Origin of the sequence: Streptomyces sp. NPDC059906, from assembly GCF_042730645.1 — a bacterium.
Classification (GTDB): domain Bacteria; phylum Actinomycetota; class Actinomycetes; order Streptomycetales; family Streptomycetaceae; genus Streptomyces; species Streptomyces rubrogriseus.
Genome location: NZ_JBHWKU010000061.1, coordinates 1 through 15680, shown reverse-complemented (window position 1 = coordinate 15680; position 15680 = coordinate 1). Strand labels below are relative to the sequence as shown.

Annotated in this window: 13 protein-coding genes and 1 pseudogene; 8 read left to right on the top strand and 6 right to left on the bottom strand. The window is 73.6% G+C overall.

The window, feature by feature from the left end:
* Positions 1-279: 279 nt before the first annotated feature.
* The 5 genes from ligA to ACFV9J_RS40060 all read left to right on the top strand — a co-directional run bounded on the left by ligA (position 280) and on the right by ACFV9J_RS40060 (position 6193).
* The gene (gene ligA, locus ACFV9J_RS40080) at positions 280-2370 is read left to right on the top strand and encodes an NAD-dependent DNA ligase LigA (RefSeq protein ID WP_385363115.1); all 2091 of its coding nucleotides are present in this window, start codon (positions 280-282) and stop codon (positions 2368-2370) included.
* 174 nt (positions 2371-2544) lie between these two features.
* On the top strand, positions 2545-3654 hold the full coding sequence (locus ACFV9J_RS40075) for a serine hydrolase domain-containing protein (protein ID WP_385363113.1): 1110 nt from the start codon (positions 2545-2547) through the stop codon (positions 3652-3654).
* Positions 3655-3752: 98 nt separating this feature from the next.
* Positions 3753-4973: an MFS transporter gene (locus tag ACFV9J_RS40070; RefSeq protein ID WP_385363111.1), complete on the top strand. Its 1221-nt coding sequence runs from the start codon at positions 3753-3755 to the stop codon at positions 4971-4973.
* 70 nt (positions 4974-5043) lie between these two features.
* Positions 5044-5625, top strand: a complete 582-nt coding sequence (locus tag ACFV9J_RS40065; RefSeq protein WP_159328274.1) for a sugar O-acetyltransferase — start codon at positions 5044-5046, stop codon at positions 5623-5625.
* Positions 5626-5635: 10 nt separating this feature from the next.
* The gene (locus tag ACFV9J_RS40060) at positions 5636-6193 is read left to right on the top strand and encodes a TetR/AcrR family transcriptional regulator (protein WP_385363109.1); all 558 of its coding nucleotides are present in this window, start codon (positions 5636-5638) and stop codon (positions 6191-6193) included.
* Between the two features lie 67 nt (positions 6194-6260).
* On the opposite strand, the gene ACFV9J_RS40055 is transcribed toward ACFV9J_RS40060, so the two are convergent.
* From ACFV9J_RS40055 to ACFV9J_RS40030, 6 genes are all read right to left on the bottom strand, one after another.
* Positions 6261-7559 carry a YeeE/YedE family protein gene (locus tag ACFV9J_RS40055; protein ID WP_385363107.1) on the bottom strand — a complete coding sequence of 433 codons (1299 nt, stop codon included), beginning with the start codon at positions 7557-7559 and terminating at the stop codon, positions 6261-6263.
* Positions 7560-7858: 299 nt separating this feature from the next.
* Positions 7859-9802: a molecular chaperone HtpG gene (gene htpG, locus ACFV9J_RS40050; RefSeq protein WP_385363105.1), complete on the bottom strand. Its 1944-nt coding sequence runs from the start codon at positions 9800-9802 to the stop codon at positions 7859-7861.
* Between the two features lie 113 nt (positions 9803-9915).
* Positions 9916-10899 carry a TAXI family TRAP transporter solute-binding subunit gene (locus ACFV9J_RS40045; protein WP_385363103.1) on the bottom strand — a complete coding sequence of 328 codons (984 nt, stop codon included), beginning with the start codon at positions 10897-10899 and terminating at the stop codon, positions 9916-9918.
* On the bottom strand, positions 10896-11045 hold the full coding sequence (locus tag ACFV9J_RS40040) for a hypothetical protein (RefSeq protein WP_385363101.1): 150 nt from the start codon (positions 11043-11045) through the stop codon (positions 10896-10898). Before ACFV9J_RS40040 ends, ACFV9J_RS40045 begins: the two co-directional genes overlap by 4 nt.
* Positions 11042-12481, bottom strand: coding sequence for a sensor histidine kinase (locus ACFV9J_RS40035; protein WP_385363099.1), 1440 nt, complete (start codon positions 12479-12481; stop codon positions 11042-11044). The genes ACFV9J_RS40040 and ACFV9J_RS40035 overlap by 4 nt, the downstream gene beginning before the upstream one ends.
* 9 nt (positions 12482-12490) lie before the next feature.
* The gene (locus ACFV9J_RS40030; protein WP_127892624.1) at positions 12491-13153 is read right to left on the bottom strand and encodes a response regulator transcription factor; all 663 of its coding nucleotides are present in this window, start codon (positions 13151-13153) and stop codon (positions 12491-12493) included.
* 235 nt (positions 13154-13388) lie between these two features.
* Between ACFV9J_RS40030 and ACFV9J_RS40025 the strand changes: the two genes are divergently transcribed.
* The 3 genes and pseudogenes from ACFV9J_RS40025 to ACFV9J_RS40015 all read left to right on the top strand — a co-directional run.
* The gene (locus ACFV9J_RS40025; RefSeq protein WP_385363096.1) at positions 13389-14414 is read left to right on the top strand and encodes an amidohydrolase family protein; all 1026 of its coding nucleotides are present in this window, start codon (positions 13389-13391) and stop codon (positions 14412-14414) included.
* A 1-nt stretch (position 14415) separates the two neighbouring features.
* A complete protein-coding gene (locus ACFV9J_RS40020) occupies positions 14416-15333 on the top strand; it encodes an amidohydrolase family protein (protein ID WP_385363094.1) in 918 nt (305 codons plus the stop codon).
* A 67-nt stretch (positions 15334-15400) separates the two neighbouring features.
* A pseudogene (locus ACFV9J_RS40015) lies at positions 15401-15680 on the top strand (MFS transporter); the annotation flags it as partial.

Below are 15680 nucleotides of genomic sequence, written 5' to 3'. Positions count from 1 at the left end.
AGGTTGAGGAGCTCCTGCGAGGACTCGGTCAGCAGCCGTCCGATCGGCACCCGCTGCACCGCCGGGGGCGAGGAGGCGGGCGACGTTCCGAAGAACCGGTTGAACAGCTCACTGAACGGATCGGACGCACCGAATCCGAACGACGACATCGACATGACAGCTCCTGGGGCGGTGGCGAGTCGATTCCACCGAAACCCCATGTCGGCGGCTCCGCAAGCGGAGCGGCCGCCGCGCGCCGGGGCGGACCCGTTGTCAGTGGTGGGCGGCATGATCTGGGCCATGACTACTCCTGCAGCAGTGATCGTCGACGCCACCGCCTACGCCCAGGCGGTCGAGGACGCCGCGCGCGCGGCCGCCGCCTACTACGCGGGCGGCTCCTCCCCGCTGGACGACGACGCCTACGACCGGCTGGCGAGAGGGATCGCCGCGTGGGAGGCCGAGCACCCCGGCGAGGTGCTGCCCGGCTCCCCCACCGGCAAGGTCGCCGGCGGCGCGGCCGAGGGGGACGTGCCGCACACGGTGCCGATGCTGAGCCTGGACAACGTGTTCTCGCCGGAGGAGTTCACCGCCTGGACGGCGTCCCTGGCCCGGCGCATCGACCGCGAGGTCACGCGGTTCAGCGTGGGCCCCAAGCTGGACGGCCTCGCCGTCGCCGCCCGCTACCGGGAGGGCCGCCTCACCCGGCTGATCACCCGGGGCGACGGCACTGCCGGTGAGGACGTCTCGCACGCGATCGGCACCGTGGAGGGGCTGCCCGGGACGCTGGCCGAGCCGGTGACCGTCGAGGTACGCGGCGAGATCCTGATGACGACGGCCCAGTTCGAGCACGCCAACGAGGTGCGCATCCAGCACGGCGGACAGCCCTTCGCCAATCCGCGCAACGCGGCCGCGGGCACCCTGCGGGCGAAGGAGCGCGCCTACACGGTGCCGATGACGTTCTTCGGGTACGGCCTGCTGGCCCTGCCCGGCACCGACACGGCGCTCGCGGGGCGGCTGGAGGAGCTGCCGTACAGCGAGCTGATGGAGACGGCGGCCGGGCTCGGCGTGCACACCAGCGCCGGGACCGCGGTGCCGGACGTGGTTGTGGAGACGCCCGAGCAGGTGGTGGCGCGGGTCCAGGAGATCGCCGCGCTCCGTGCCGAGCTGCCGTTCGGCATCGACGGGATCGTCGTCAAGGCCGACCTCGCCGCGGACCGGCGGGCCGCCGGGTCGGGCTCGCGGGCGCCGCGGTGGGCGATCGCGTACAAGCTCCCGACCGTGGAGAAGATCACCCGGCTGCTGGAGGTGGAGTGGAACGTCGGCCGTACCGGCATCGTCGCGCCGCGCGGCGTCCTGGAGCCGGTGGTCATCGAGGGCTCCACGATCACGTACGCCACACTGCACAATCCGGCCGACATCACCCGTCGCGGTCTGCGGCTGGGCGACCACGTCATGGTGCACCGCGCCGGTGACGTCATCCCGCGCATCGAGGCGCCGGTCGCACATCTGCGGACGGGCGAGGAACAGCCCATCGTCTTCCCCGAGGCGTGTCCGCGCTGCGGCTCGGACATCGACACGAGCGAGGAGCGCTGGCGGTGCGCGCAGGGCCGCAACTGCCACCTGGTCGCCTCCCTCGCCTATGCCGCGGGGCGGGACCAGCTCGACATCGAGGGGCTCGGCACCACCCGGGTCGTCCAGCTCGTCGAGGCGGGGCTCGTCACCGACCTGGCCGACCTGTTCCTGCTCCGGCGCGAGCAGTTGCTCGCCCTGGAGCGGATGGGCGAGACCAGCACCGACAACCTGCTCGCCGCGCTCGCCCGGGCCAAGGAGCAGCCGCTGTCCCGGGTGCTGTGCGCGCTGGGTGTCCGGGGCACCGGCCGGTCCATGTCCCGGCGCATCGCCCGGTACTTCGCCACCATGGACCACATACGGGGCGCCGACGCCGAGGCCATGCAGCGGGTCGACGGCATCGGGGTGGAGAAGGCCCCCTCCGTCGTCGCGGAGATCGCCGAACTCGCCCCGCTCATCGACAGGCTCGCCGCCGCCGGTGTCAACATGACCGAGCCCGGCGCGACCCCGCCCCCGCCCGCCGACACGGACGGCGAGGACGGGGCGACGCCCGCCGCGGCGGCGGACGACGGCCCGCTGGCGGGCATGAAGGTGGTCGTCACCGGCGCGATGACCGGCGACCTGGAGCGGCTCAGCCGCAACGAGATGAACGAACTCGTCGAGCGGGCCGGCGGACGCTCGTCCTCCAGCGTCTCCAAGAACACGTCACTCGTCGTCGCGGGCGAGGGAGCGGGTTCGAAGCGGGCCAAGGCGGAGCAGCTCGGCGTCCGGCTGGCCACCCCCGAGGAGTTCGCCGTGCTCGTCGCCGACCTGCTCGGCTGAGGCCGGACGCGGCTGCGCGAGGGGGTGTTGGCGGGCGGGTGGCGGGGGTGTTGGTGACACCCCCGGGCCGGGGGTCAGTCCCACTGCTCTTCCTTCCCGGCCCTGAGAGGGTCGTCGGTGAACGGACACCGTCCGCCCGCCGCAGTCGGGCGGCCACGAACAGGGGGAAGACACATGCGCCGCAGGCGCCTCGCCGCCGCAGTCCTGCTCGCCGCCGCGCTCACCGGGGCGTTCGCGCCCGCGGCGGCCGCCCACCCGGCCCACCGCCCCGACCCCGTACAGCGTCAACTGGACCTGCTCACCGCACGCGACGGCGTACCGGGCGCACTCGCGTACGACGGCAGGACGACACGCACTTCGGGCGTCGCCGACCTGGAATCGGGCCGGGCAATGACCGACGAGCGGGGCAGGTTCCGGCTCGCCAGCGACACCAAGGCGTTCACCGCGACCGCGGTGCTGCGGCTGGTGGCGGACGGCCGCCTGGGCCTCGGCGACCGTGCGGGCTCCTACCTGCCGCAGCTGGCCGACAGCCCCATCACCGTACGGCAGTTGCTGAAGCAGACCAGCGGGCTGCCGGAGTACTCGGCGCTGGTGGACTGGACCCGGCCGGGGACGCCAGAGGAGTACCTGGCCCTGGCGCTCGACGCGGAGCCCGTCTTCGAGCCCGGCACGGACTGGGGCTACTCGAACACCAATTACCTGGTCCTCGGCATGGTGATCGACGAGGTGTCCGGGGTCGGCTTCCGCACATACGTGGAGCGCACGATCCTGCGCCCGCTGCACCTGGACGACACGTACTGGCCCGCGCCCGGCGAGCTGGACCTGCGCGGCCCGCACGCCCGGAACTACGGCGTGCACCCCGCGCACCCGCAGGACGGGAGGGTGGACGTGACCGAGCTGCCGGGTTACGAGTTCGGCGCGTCCGGCGGCCTGGTGTCCACCCCCGTCGACCTGAACGCCTTCTGGGACGGCCTGTTCGGCGGCCGCCTGCTGCCCGGCTGGGCGGTGCGCCTGATGACGCGGGACACCACCGACATCGGCGGCCGCGACGTCTACCCGGCGGGCAGTCGCTACGGCTACGGCGTCGCCTCCATCCCGCTCAGCTGCGGCGGCGTCTACTGGGGCCACGGCGGCGACCTGCCCGGCGGTTCGGTGGGCGGCGGCCGGGCCACGGGCGGCCGGGGCACGGTGACCGTCTACACCACGACGTGGGCGGCCGAGGGCGACAGCCTGCGCCATCTCCAGGGCGCCGTGGACGCGGCCCTGTGCGCCAAGGGGCACTGAGAAGCCTGCTCCGGCCGGGAGCGGCCATGGACGGCCATGGACGCCCATGGACGGCCGGGAGTGTACGTTCGTACGCCCCGGCGGGTAGGCTCCCGCGCATGACTGTTGACGTACTGCGCCGGCCTGCCCTGGCCGATCGGCGGGCTCGGCTGGCCGTCGCCGTGCTGTTCTTCACCAACGGCGCCCTGTTCGCCAACCTGCTGCCGAGGTATCCGCAGATCAAGGCGGACCTCGGCATCGGGAACGCCGCCTACGGACTGGCCGTGGCGGCGTTCCCGGCGGGAGCCATCACGGCCGGGCTCGCGGCGGGGATCCTGGTGCGCCGGTTCGGCTCGGCGCGGGTCGCGGTCGGCGGCACGCTGCTGACCGGCGTGGGCATCCTCGCCGCCGGACTCGCGGACTCGGTCATGGTGTTCGCGGGGGCGCTGTTCCTGGCGGGGGCGATGGACGCCTTCACCGACGTCGCGCAGAACGCCCACGGCCTGCGGGTGCAGCGCCGTTACGGACGTTCCATCATCAACTCCTTCCACGCCATCTGGTCCATCGGCGCCGTCACCGGCGGGTCCATGGCCGCCGCCGCCATCGCACTCGGCGTCGCACGGGGCCCGCACCTGCTCTTCTCCGCCGCGGTGTTCGCGGTGGCGGCCTGCGTCGCCCTGCGCTACTGCCTGCCGGGCCCTGAGGCCGAGACCGAGACCGAACCGGCCGCGGCGACCGGCGCCGGGGACCGCGCGCCACTGCCTACGCGAGCCCCGGCGGCGGGCCCGCGCACCGGCTGGGTGCTGGCCGCGCTCGTCCTCATCGCCACGGCCGGCACCCTCGTCGAGGACGCGGGCATGTCCTGGGCCACCCTCTACCTCTCCGACTCGCTGCACGCGACGGCGGCGCTGGCCGCGTCCGGCTACGTCGCCCTGGTCGGCGCGCAGTTCGTCGGCCGGATCGTCGGCGACCGGCTCGTGGACCGCTTCGGCCAGCGTGCGGTGGCCCGCTCCGGCGCCCTGATCGCCGCGGTCGGCATGGGCCTGGCGCTGGCCGTGCCGACGGTGCCGGGCACGGTCCTCGGGTTCGCCGCGGCCGGATTCGGGGTGGCGACGCTGGTGCCGGCGGCCATGCACGAGGCCGACGAGCTGCCCGGCCTCAAGCCCGGGTCGGGGCTGACCCTCGTCTCCTGGCTGATGCGGCTCGGCTTCCTGCTCTCGCCGCCGGTCGTCGGACTGGTCGCCGACGCGACGAGCCTGCGGGTGGGCCTGCTGGTGGTGCCGCTCGCGGGGCTCCTCGTGCTGCTGTGCGCCGGAGTGCTCCGCCCCCGGCGCGGCTGAGCCGTACCGCGGGGCGACGCGACACACCGGGAGTGTACGTTCGTACGCTTTCAGGGGTACGATCGGACGCATGCCGACGGACCACTTCGCGGGCGACTCCCGCACCAACCTCGAACGCATGCAGGCGGGCGACCTCTACATCGCCGACGATCCGGAGATCGCCCGCAGGCAGCAGCAGGCGGTGCGGCTGGCCGCCCGCTACCAGGCCGCCTACGCCGAGGACGCGGAGGCGGCGCGACCGCTCCTCGCCGAACTGCTCGGCTCCCTGGGCGCCGAGGCACATGTGCGGCCGCCGCTGTACGTCGACTACGGCAGCAACATCACCGTCGGCGCGCGCACCTTCGTCAACTACAACCTGACGGCGCTGGACGTCGCCGCGATCACCATCGGCGAGGACTGCCAGATCGGGCCGAACGTCCAGCTGCTCACCCCCACCCACCCCCTGGAGCCCGGACCCCGGCGGGACAAGCTGGAGGCGGCCCGCCCGATCGTCATCGGTGACAACGTCTGGCTGGGCGGCGGCGCGATCGTGCTGCCGGGCGTCACCATCGGGGACAACTCCGTCATCGGCGCCGGTGCGGTCGTCACCAAGGACGTGCCGGCGAACGTCGTGGCGGTCGGCAACCCCGCCCGGCCGGTGCGGAACGTGTAAGTCTGCTCCCATGGCAACCGGACACACGGATCCGCAGCGGCGGGAACGCATCCTCGCGGCCACCCTCGACCTGATCGCCGAGGAGGGCATCGCCCGCGTCTCCCACCGCAGGATCGCGCAGCGCGCGGGGGTACCGCTCGGCTCGATGACGTACCACTTCAGCGGCATCGAGGAGCTGCTGCGGGAGGCGTTCGGCCGGTTCACCGACCACATCGTCGCGGTGTTCGACGAGCATCTCGGCGCCGCCGCCGACCGCGACGAGGCCCGGACCGCGGTGGCCGACCTCGTGCACGAGCTGTCCGAGGACAGCCAGCGCGACCTGGTGCTCACCCAGGAGCTGTACACGCTCGCCGCGCGGCAACCGGCCTACCGGGAGCTGACCCACGAATGGATGAGCCGCAGCCGCGTCCACCTGGAGAAGCACTTCGACCCCGACACCGCCCGCCAGCTGGACGCCCTCATCGAGGGCCTGACGCTGCACCGTGCCCTGGCGCGTGAGCCGCACGGCCGCGACCTCACCCTGGAGGCCATCGCCCGGATCACCACCACGGACCGGCCCGCTCCCTAGGGAAACGGCGCCCCTCAGCGGCCCGTGCGGCGCGGGCCTGACCCCCGCGCCGCACGGGCGTCCCCCGTCAGCAGACGCCGTCGCCCGGCTTGGGGTTGCCCAGGCCGAACAGGGGCCGCAGTTTGAGGCCCACCCAGGTGCCGGCCAGCGCGAAGGCGCCCCACAGCCACCCGCTGAGGCTGCCGGAGGCGATGCCCGCCAGGTAGGCGCCGATGTTGCAGCCGCCGGCCAGCCGGGCGCCGACGCCCATCAGCACACCGCCGAGCACCGCCGCCACGGCGGTACGCCAGGGGATGCCCCGGTGCAGCGCCCAGGTGCCGCCGAGCGAGGCGGCCACGGCCGCGCCGATCATGATGCCGATGTCGGTGAGGCTGGTCTTGTCGGCGAGCACCGGACCGGCCAGCATCTCGGCGTTGCCGGGCCGCTGCCACCAGGTCCAGTTCTCCGGGTGGCCGCCGAGCGCGCCGACCAGCTCCGAGCCCCACAGGCTGAAGGCGCTTGTGACACCCCAGGCGCCGCCGGAGACCAGCAGGACGCCCGCGCCGAGCACGGCCAGCGCGAGGGCGCCGACGGCGAGCGGCCAGGACCCGCGGAGGGCACGGACGACTGCCCGGCGGGCCGAGGGCACGGCGCCCAGCGGCGGCGGGTTGCGGCGGGCCTGGATCCGTCGGCTGACCAGCACCACGAGGAGCAGTGCGGCGACGGTCACGGCCCAGGAGCCGAACCAGCCGATGTGCTCGGACAGCACGACGGGCTCCCAGGCCGGGAGGTCCTTCCACAGGTCGAACTGCCAGGCGGCCAGCGTGGCGCCCGCGACGAAGCCGCCCAGGGTCAGCACGATCGACGTCTGCCCCGAGCCGACCGCGAAGAGCGTGCCCGAGGCGCAGGCGCCGCCGAGCTGCATGCCGATCGCGAAGAGCGCGGAACCGGCGAACAGGCCGACGCCGATCGGCCCGGCGGACGGCGCGGGCTGGGAGCCGAACAGCCCGGTCTGCGTACCGATGACGAGCGCGAACAGGGTGGCCGTGGTGCCGAGGAGCAGGGCGTGCGCCCGCAGCCCGGTCCCGTTGCCGACGGCGACCAGCTGCCGCCAGGCGGAGGTGAAGCCGAACCGGGAGTGGAAGAGGGCGACGCCCAGGCCGAGGCCGAGCAGGAGCAGCACGCCGGGCTTGGCGCCGTGCGCGGACCACACGTACGCGGTCAGGGCGGCGGCGAGCAGCCCGGACACGGCGAGCGGCGTCCGCCGCACCGGCGGCGGGGGCGGCGCCTCTGGCCGGGCCGAGGAGGTGGGCGAGGGGGTGAACAGGGCGGCGGGCGCGCGCGGCGGCGCGGCCGGGGCGGACCCGGCCGGGGGTGCGGTGGTCACGGAAGGATCTCCGGGGTGGTGTGCACGGGGACGGCGGACGCGGGCGGACCGGCGGCGCGGGGAGCGCGGCCGGTCCGGAGGGTCAGCGGCGACAGAGGCCGTCGTCGACGCACCACGCCGAGCACGCGAAGAGCGCGAGGCACAGCAGCGGAGCCGATGCATACATGCGTACGAAGATACGGAGGAGCGTGCTCCGGATGCCACGCCGTCTCGCCATGCGGATGGCGGGACGGCGTGGAGCCCGTGTCCTTCTGTGTCCTTCTGTGTCTCTCTGCTTCTTGCCGGGTCCTGCAGGCCGGTTACAGCGTGCGCTCCAGGCGGTCCGCCATCAGCTGCACGAAGCGGGCGGGCTCCTTGGGCCGGCCGCCCTCGGCGAGCACCGCGAGGGCGTGCAGCAGTTCGGCGGTCTCGGTCAGCTCCGCGCGGTCCTGCCGGTCGGTCCAGGCCCGGTTCAGGGACTTCACCAGCTGGTGCTCCGGGTTGAGCTCCAGGATCCGCTTGGCGCCGGGCACCTCCTGGCCCATCGCCCGGTACATGTTCTCCAGGGCGGGCGTCAGCTCACCCGCGTCGGAGACGACGCACGCCGGGGAGACGGTGAGGCGGGCGGAGAGCCGGACCTCCTTGACCTCCTCGCCCAGGTGCTCCGTCATCCAGCCGAGCAGCCCGGCGTACTCCTCGCCCTGCTTCTCCTTCTCGGCGTCGCTCTTGTCCGCCTCGGTGCCGGAGAGGTCGATCTCCCCCTTGGCCACCGAGCGCAGCGTCTTGCCCTCGTACTCCCCCACCGCGTCGACCCAGACCTCGTCGACGGCGTCGGTGAGCAGGAGGACCTCCACGCCCTTGGCCCGGAACGCCTCCATGTGCGGGGAGTTCTCGATGGCCTGCCGGGACTCGCCCGTCATGTAGTAGATGTCGTCCTGACCGTCCTTCATCCGCTCCACGTAGTCCTTGAGCGCGGTGGGCTCGTCGGCGTCGTGGGTGGAGGCGAACGAGCAGGCGGCGAGGATCGCGTCCCGGTTCTCGGAGTCGGTCACCAGGCCTTCCTTGAGCACCGCGCCGAACTCGCGCCAGAACGTGGCGTAGCGGTCCGGCGCGGAGGTCCTGAGGTCCTTGACCGTCGAGAGGACCTTCTTGGTCAGCCGGCGCTGGATCATCCGGATGTGGCGGTCCTGCTGGAGGATCTCGCGGGAGACGTTGAGCGAGAGGTCCTGCGCGTCGACGACGCCCTTGACGAAGCGGAGGTGCGGCGGCAGCAGTTCCTCGCAGTCGTCCATGATGAAGACGCGCTTCACGTAGAGCTGGACGCCGCGCTGGTAGCCCTGGGTGAACAGGTCGTGCGGGGCGTGCGAGGGCACGAAGAGCAGGGCCTGGTACTCGAAGGTGCCCTCGGCCTGGAGCCGGATCGTCTCCAGCGGGTCGCGCCAGTCGTGGGCGATGTGCTTGTACAGCTCGTGGTACTCGTCGTCGGACACCTCGTCGCGCGGGCGCGCCCACAGGGCCTTCATGGAGTTGAGCGTCTCGGCCTCGCGGGCCTCGGCACCGTCGCCGTCGCCACCCTCGCTGCCGTCGCCACCCTCGCTGCCGTCGTCTCCCGGTTCCGGCAGCAGGCGGACCGGCCAGGTGATGAAGTCCGAGTACCGCTTGACGATCTCCTTGATCTTCCACGCGGAGGTGTAGTCGTGCAGCTGGTTCTCGACGTCGGCCGGCTTGAGGTGCAGCGTGACCGCGGTGCCCTGCGGGGCCTCGCCGATCCGCTCCAGGGTGTACGTGCCCTCGCCGCGGGAGGTCCACCGGGTGCCCTCGGTCTCTCCGGCGTGCCGGGTGACCAGGGTGACCTCGTCCGCCACCATGAAGCCCGAGTAGAAGCCGACGCCGAACTGGCCGATGAGGCCGTCGGCCCCGGCCGCGTCCTTGGCCTCCCGCAGCTCCTCCAGGAACTTGGCGGTGCCCGAGTTGGCGATCGTGCCGATCAGCCGGGTGACCTCGTCGTACGACATGCCGATGCCGTTGTCCCGCACGGTCAGGGTGCGCGCGTCCTTGTCGACCTCCAACTCGACGTGCAGGTCGCTCACATCGGCGCCCGGAGCGTCGTCGCGCAGGGCGGCGAGGCGCAGCTTGTCCAGCGCGTCGGAGGCGTTGGAGACGAGCTCGCGCAGGAAGACATCCTTGTTCGAGTAGACGGAGTGAATCATCAGCTGGAGCAGCTGACGTGCCTCTACCTGGAACTCAAACGTTTCGGTCGTCATAGCTGGTGAGTACCTCACAGGTCCGTCGTGCGACTGGCGGAAGCCACTCTAGAACAGCATCCGCCCGCCCAGGGGCGCCGTTCGGTCGGACGTCGGGCAGGTCGGCGACGCTTCTAGCCGTGCAGCGACCGGTACGCCGCGACCGCTCCCGGGTGCAACGGCACGCCGCCGGTGCCGATGAGGCTGCGGACGTCGAGGAACTGGGCGCCGACGGCGTGGTCGGGCACGAAGGCGGGGGCGCGTCGCACCAGCAGGCGGGTGAGGGTGCCGGCGAGGGCGGGGTCCAGGTCGGGGCGGCACACCAGCAGGTTGGAGACGCCGACGGTCGCGACACCGGCCGAGGCGCGGTACGCGCTCTGCGGCAGGGACACCTCCTCCAGTCCCGAGGCGGCCATGCCGTCCCGGCCGCCGGCGAGGCCGGGCAGGAGACCGGCCAGCGGCAGGAAGCGCAGGCCGGGTTCGCGGTCCAGGTCGGAGAGGGTGGGCAGCGGCACACCGCCCGCGACCAGCAGTCCGACCACGGAGCCCGCCCGCAGGGCCGCCGCCGCGTCGGCCAGACGCAGGTGCCGTACCGGGACGTCGGTGCCGGGTTCCAGGCCCGCGGCGCTCAGCAGCCGGGCGCCGAGGTGGGCCGCGCCGGAACCGACGGCGCCCAGCGAGACGGGGTGCCCGGCCAGGTCGGCCACGCTGCGCACGGGGGCGTCGGCGCGTACGGCGAACTGGAGGTACGTCTCGTAGACCCGTCCGATCGCCCTCAGGGGCACCGGCCGCGGGAAGAGCCCGGTCCCCTGGGCGGCACGGGCCGTGTCGGTGAGGACGAGGCCGAGATCGGCCTCGCCGTCGCGGAGCAGTTCGATGTTGGTGATGCTCCCGGCGGTGGTGCGGACACGGCAGCGCAGCCCGGGGTGAGCCGCCTCCACCTGGCCGGCGAGGAGCCGGCCGAAGGCGGCGTAGAAGGCGGTCGGCTCGCCGGTGGCCAGCCGCAGCACCCCGTCCGGTCCGGAGCGCCCCTGCGCGAGGTCACCGGCGAGCACACCGCCGAGGGCGCCCGCGGCGGCGGTGCCGAACGCGGCCCGCAGGACGCCGCGCCGGTTCACCGGGCCTCCTCCTTCGTCGGCGCGGTGCCCGCCGCGACACCGGACCGCGCGCTCCGGGAACGCGCCGCCGCCGGACTCCCGCCGTACCCGGGCTCGGCACCGAGGACACCCGCGAGGGCCGACCGCGGCGCGGTACGCCGCGTCACCGGGCCTCTCCTTCGGCGGGCACACCCGGGACGACGGCGCGGGTCCGCAGGCCGCGCGGGTGCGCCTGGGTCAGTTCGAGGCGGCCGCCGCGGCCCGCCAGGAGTTGCTCGGCGATGGCGAGGCCCAGGCCCGTGCCGGACGTCCCGGCCTGGCGGCCCGAGCGCCAGAACCGGGTGGTGGCCCGGTCGATCTCCTCCGCCCGCAGTCCGGGGCCGTCGTCGGTGACGGTGACGACCGCGCAGGGGCCCTCGGCGGCGCAGCGCAGCCGGACGTGGGCGCCGCCGCCCGCGTACTTGATCGCGTTGTCCAGCAGGACGTCCGTCACCTGGGCCAGTTCGCGGTCGGTGCAGGCGGCCGGGACCGGCCCGGCCGCCTCGGCGGTGAGGCGGACCGCGGCGCGGCGCGCGACCGGTTCCCACAGCCGGTGCCGGCCCAGCGTGACCTCGGCGGCGTCGCAGTGGGCGCCCGGGTCGTCGGTGACCGTGAGCTCCCCGGCCCGGTGCTCGGCGGCGGCGAGGGCCAGGATGTCGTCGAGCAGCGTCTCCAGCCGGTCGAGTTCGGTGTTGACCCCGGCGTAGGTGCGCTCGCCGGTGGGCGGCAGGTGGGTCTGGAGGGCGTCCACCCGCAGCCGGAGGGCCGCCATGGGATTGCGCATCTGGTGGGAGGTGTCGGCGACCAGCCTGCGCTGCTGTTCCAGTGCGGCGGTGACGGTGCGGGCCATGCGGTTGAAGCCGGTGGCGAGCTGGCGCAGCTCGGGCGGTCCGCCGACGGAGGCGGCGCCGCGCTGCCCCGGCGGGCCGCCGGGCGCGGTGTGCTCGGGCGGGAGCCCCGCCGCCAGCTCCCCGACCGCGCGGTCGAGCCGGCGCAGCGGACTGACCACCCACCGGGTCGCCGCCCGGGCCAGTACCGTGCAGGCGAGCGCGACCAGCGCGGTGCCTGCCAGGACGGCGGTCCAGCGCCGGGCGATGTCCCCGGCGGCGGTGTCCACGTCGGCGCGCAGCACCACGGCGCCGGAGATCTGGGTGCCGGTGCCCGCCGGCGTCGCGAACATGCGGTGCCCGCGGGACCAGGGACGCAGGGCGGCGCGCGGGTGCGCGCTCTGGTTGCGCAGGGCCGCGTCGACCAGCCGGGCTACGGCGGGGTCGGCGGCCCGCATGCCGCCGGTCTGCACGACGGGGTGGCCGCGGGTGTCGGTGACGACGAGGGGTTCGCCGTAGAGCTGGGTGTAGCGCCGGGCCTCGGCGGCGATCGCCGAGGTGTCGCCGTTGCCCGCCGCCCGGTCCATGAGGGACGCGAAGCGGTCCAGGTCGGAGCTGCGGGCGAGGACGAGCTGCTGGGTGCGGTCGGAGGCGGTGAACAGCAGCAGCGGGACGGCGAAGGCGGCCACCGCCAGCACGCCGAAGAGCAGCAGCACGGTCTGTACCCGGGTGCGCACGCGCGGTCCTCAGTCGCCGAGTCGGAAGCCGAAGCCCCGGATCGTGGTGAGCAGCTCCGGGCGGCCCAGCTTGGCGCGGAGCTGGGTGAGGTGTACGTCCAGGGAGCGGGACACGGCGTGGTAGGCGTCGCCCCACACCTCGTCGAGGACCTGCTCACGGCTGACCGCCGTTCCGGCCCGGCGGGCCAGCGCGGCGAGGACGTCGAACTCCTTGGTGGTCAGCTCCACCTCCGCCCCGTCGACGCGGACCTGCCGGGCGTCCAGCGCGATCTCCACGTCACCGACGCGCACGGTCCGGGCGGTGCGCGGCGCCCGGGCTGCGGCCGTGCGCCGGGTGACGGCCTCGATGCGGGCCAGCAGCTCGGTCAGCCGCACCGGCTTGACGAGGTAGTCGTCGGCGCCGAGCCGCAGTCCCCGCACCACGGAGCGCTCGTCGCCGCGCGCGGTGAGCACCAGCACGGACAGGTCGCTGACCGCCCGCAGCCTGCGCAGCACCTCCAGGCCGTCCACGTCGGGCAGGCCGAGGTCGAGGAGGAGCAGGTCCGAGCTGCGGTGGTAGGTCAGCACGTCCCTGCCGCGGGTGACCCGCCGGGTGATGTGGCCGTGGTCGTACAGGACCTCCACGAGCGCTCCGGCGACGCCGTCGTCGTCCTCGGCCAGCAGTATCTGCATCCTGCCGCCTCCCTTCCAGGTCGCGGTGTCCACGTCGGAATGCCTGCGTCCGGATGTCCGCGTCCGAATGTAGACCACGGTCGGCCGCGCGTTTCGCCTGGTCCGCGGGGTGGACGGTCGGGGCGGCGCGCTTGTTAAGGGGAGGTTAGTTCTGTGTCCGGTCGACTCCCGGCCTCCGGGCGGCCCGGGAGAGGCTGCCGCGGTCGACGACGACCCGACCCGGAGGACGCAGCCCATGATCATCGACTGTCACGGTCACTACACCACCGCCCCGCCGGCCCTGGCCGCCTGGCGGGAGCGGCAGATCGCCGCCCTGGCCGGCTCCGCGGCGGCGCCCGCGCCCGCCGACCTGCGGATCAGTGACGACGAACTGCGCGAGAGCGTCGAGCCGAACCAGTTGCGGATGATGGACGAGCGCGGCATCGACGTGACCGTCTTCTCGCCCCGGGCGTCGTTCATGGCGCACCACGTGGGTGACTTCCGCACCTCGGCCGCGTGGGCGGCGCTCTGCAACGAGCTGTGCCACCGCGTCGCCGGTCTCCACCCCGAGCGTTTCGTCCCGGCCGCGATGCTGCCGCAGTCGCCGGGCGTCGACCCGGCCACCTGCCTCCCGGAGCTGACGCGCTGCGTCGAGGAGTACGGCGCGGTCGCGGTGAACCTCAACCCCGACCCCTCGGGCGGCCACTGGACCGCTCCCCCGCTCACCGACCGCTCCTGGTACCCGCTCTACGAGAAGCTGGTCGAGTACGACGTCCCGGCGATGGTCCACGTCAGCACGAGCGTGAACCCGGCCTTCCACACCACCGGCGCGCACTACCTCAACGCCGACACCACGGCCTTCATGCAGCTGGTGCAGGGAGACCTGTTCGCGGACTTCCCCACCCTGCGGCTGGTGCTCCCGCACGGCGGCGGGGCGGTGCCGTACCACTGGGGCCGGTTCCGCGGTCTGGCCATGGCGCTGGGCAAACCGCCGCTGGAGGAGCACGTCCTCGGCAACGTCTTCTTCGACACCTGCGTATACCACCAGCCCGGCATCGACCTGCTGCTCGACGTGGTCCCGGCCCGCAACGTGCTGTTCGCCTCCGAGATGATCGGCGCCGTGCGGGACGTCGACCCGTGCACGGGCCACCACTTCGACGACACCCGGCGCTACGTCGAGTCCTCCGCCCTGCCCGCGGAGCAGGTCGCCGCCGTACAGGAGCACAACGCACGCTCGGTGTACCCGCGCCTGGACGCGCTGCTGAAGCGACAGGGGCGCTGACATGACCGCCCTCGCTCCCAAGTCCCCCGGCTGGCTGGACTGGCACCCGGCCCCGTCCAAGCCCGCCTTCCGGCTGCCGCCCGGCACGGTCGACGCCCACTGTCACGTATTCGGTCCGCAGGCCGACTTCCCGTTCGCCCCGGAGCGCAAGTACACGCCCTGCGACGCGGGCAGGGACCGGCTCTTCGCCCTCCGCGACCATCTCGGCATCGGCCGTCAGGTGATCGTGCAGGCCACCTGTCACGGTGCCGACAACAGCGCCATGCTCGACGCGGTACGGGCGAGCGGCGGGCGGGCGCGCGGTGTCGCGACCGTCCGGCCGGACGTCACCGACGCCGAGCTGCGGGCGCTGGACGCGGCGGGCGTGCGCGGGGTGCGGTTCAACTTCGTGCGCCGGCTGGTCGACGCGTCGCCCAAGGACGCCCTGCGTACGATCGCGCGGCGGATCGCCCCGCTCGGCTGGCACGTCGTCCTCTACTTCGAGAGCGCCGACCTGCCCGAACTGGCGGACTTCTTCACCTCCTTGCCCACGCCGTTGGTCGTGGACCACATGGGGCGCCCGGACGTGACGAAGCCGGTGGACGGTCCCGAGTTCTCGCGTTTCCTGCGCTTCACCGACCGGGGCGAGGTGTGGGTCAAGGTGTCCTGTCCCGAGCGGCTGAGCGTGAGCGGACCCGCCGCGCTGGACGGGGAGCGCGAGCCCTACGCCGACGTCCTTCCCTTCTCCCGCCGCGTCGTCGAGGAGTTCGGCGACCGCGTGCTGTGGGGCACCGACTGGCCGCATCCCAACCTCACCGGCCACATGCCCGACGACGGCCTCCTCGTCGACCACGTACGGCGGATCGCCGTGACCGAGGAGCAGCGACGCCGGCTGCTGGTGGACAACCCGACCCGCCTGTACTGGCCCGGCGACCGGTGAGCCGCGCCCTCTCCCGGCCGCCGCTGCGGCCGTCGCCGTCCCCGATCCCCGCGACAAGGACCCCGTCATGCAGCATGCCAACGCGCTGAACCGGCTGGACCGGCTGCCGGTCTCCCGGTTCCACAAAGTCACCCTGCTCGCCGTGTCGTTCGCCTACTTCTTCGAGTTCGCGGACATCAACACCTTCGCTACCACCGCCCCCAAGCTGGTCGACCTGTGGGGCATCTCGGTCGACCAGATCGCCTACGTCACCTCGCTGTCGTTCGTCGGCATGTTCCTCGGCTAGGTGGTCGCCGGTCCCGAGGCCGACCGCCAGGGCCGCAAGCGGACGCTGCAGCTGACGACGC

Coding starts and splice junctions, on each gene's coding strand:
- ligA (WP_385363115.1), top strand. CDS start 280: ATGACTACTCCTGCAGCAGTGATCGTCGACGCCACCGCCTACGCCCAG.
- ACFV9J_RS40075 (WP_385363113.1), top strand. CDS start 2,545: ATGCGCCGCAGGCGCCTCGCCGCCGCAGTCCTGCTCGCCGCCGCGCTC.
- ACFV9J_RS40070 (WP_385363111.1), top strand. CDS start 3,753: ATGACTGTTGACGTACTGCGCCGGCCTGCCCTGGCCGATCGGCGGGCT.
- ACFV9J_RS40065 (WP_159328274.1), top strand. CDS start 5,044: ATGCCGACGGACCACTTCGCGGGCGACTCCCGCACCAACCTCGAACGC.
- ACFV9J_RS40060 (WP_385363109.1), top strand. CDS start 5,636: ATGGCAACCGGACACACGGATCCGCAGCGGCGGGAACGCATCCTCGCG.
- htpG (WP_385363105.1), bottom strand. CDS start 9,802: ATGACGACCGAAACGTTTGAGTTCCAGGTAGAGGCACGTCAGCTGCTC.
- ACFV9J_RS40030 (WP_127892624.1), bottom strand. CDS start 13,153: ATGCAGATACTGCTGGCCGAGGACGACGACGGCGTCGCCGGAGCGCTC.
- ACFV9J_RS40025 (WP_385363096.1), top strand. CDS start 13,389: ATGATCATCGACTGTCACGGTCACTACACCACCGCCCCGCCGGCCCTG.
- ACFV9J_RS40020 (WP_385363094.1), top strand. CDS start 14,416: ATGACCGCCCTCGCTCCCAAGTCCCCCGGCTGGCTGGACTGGCACCCG.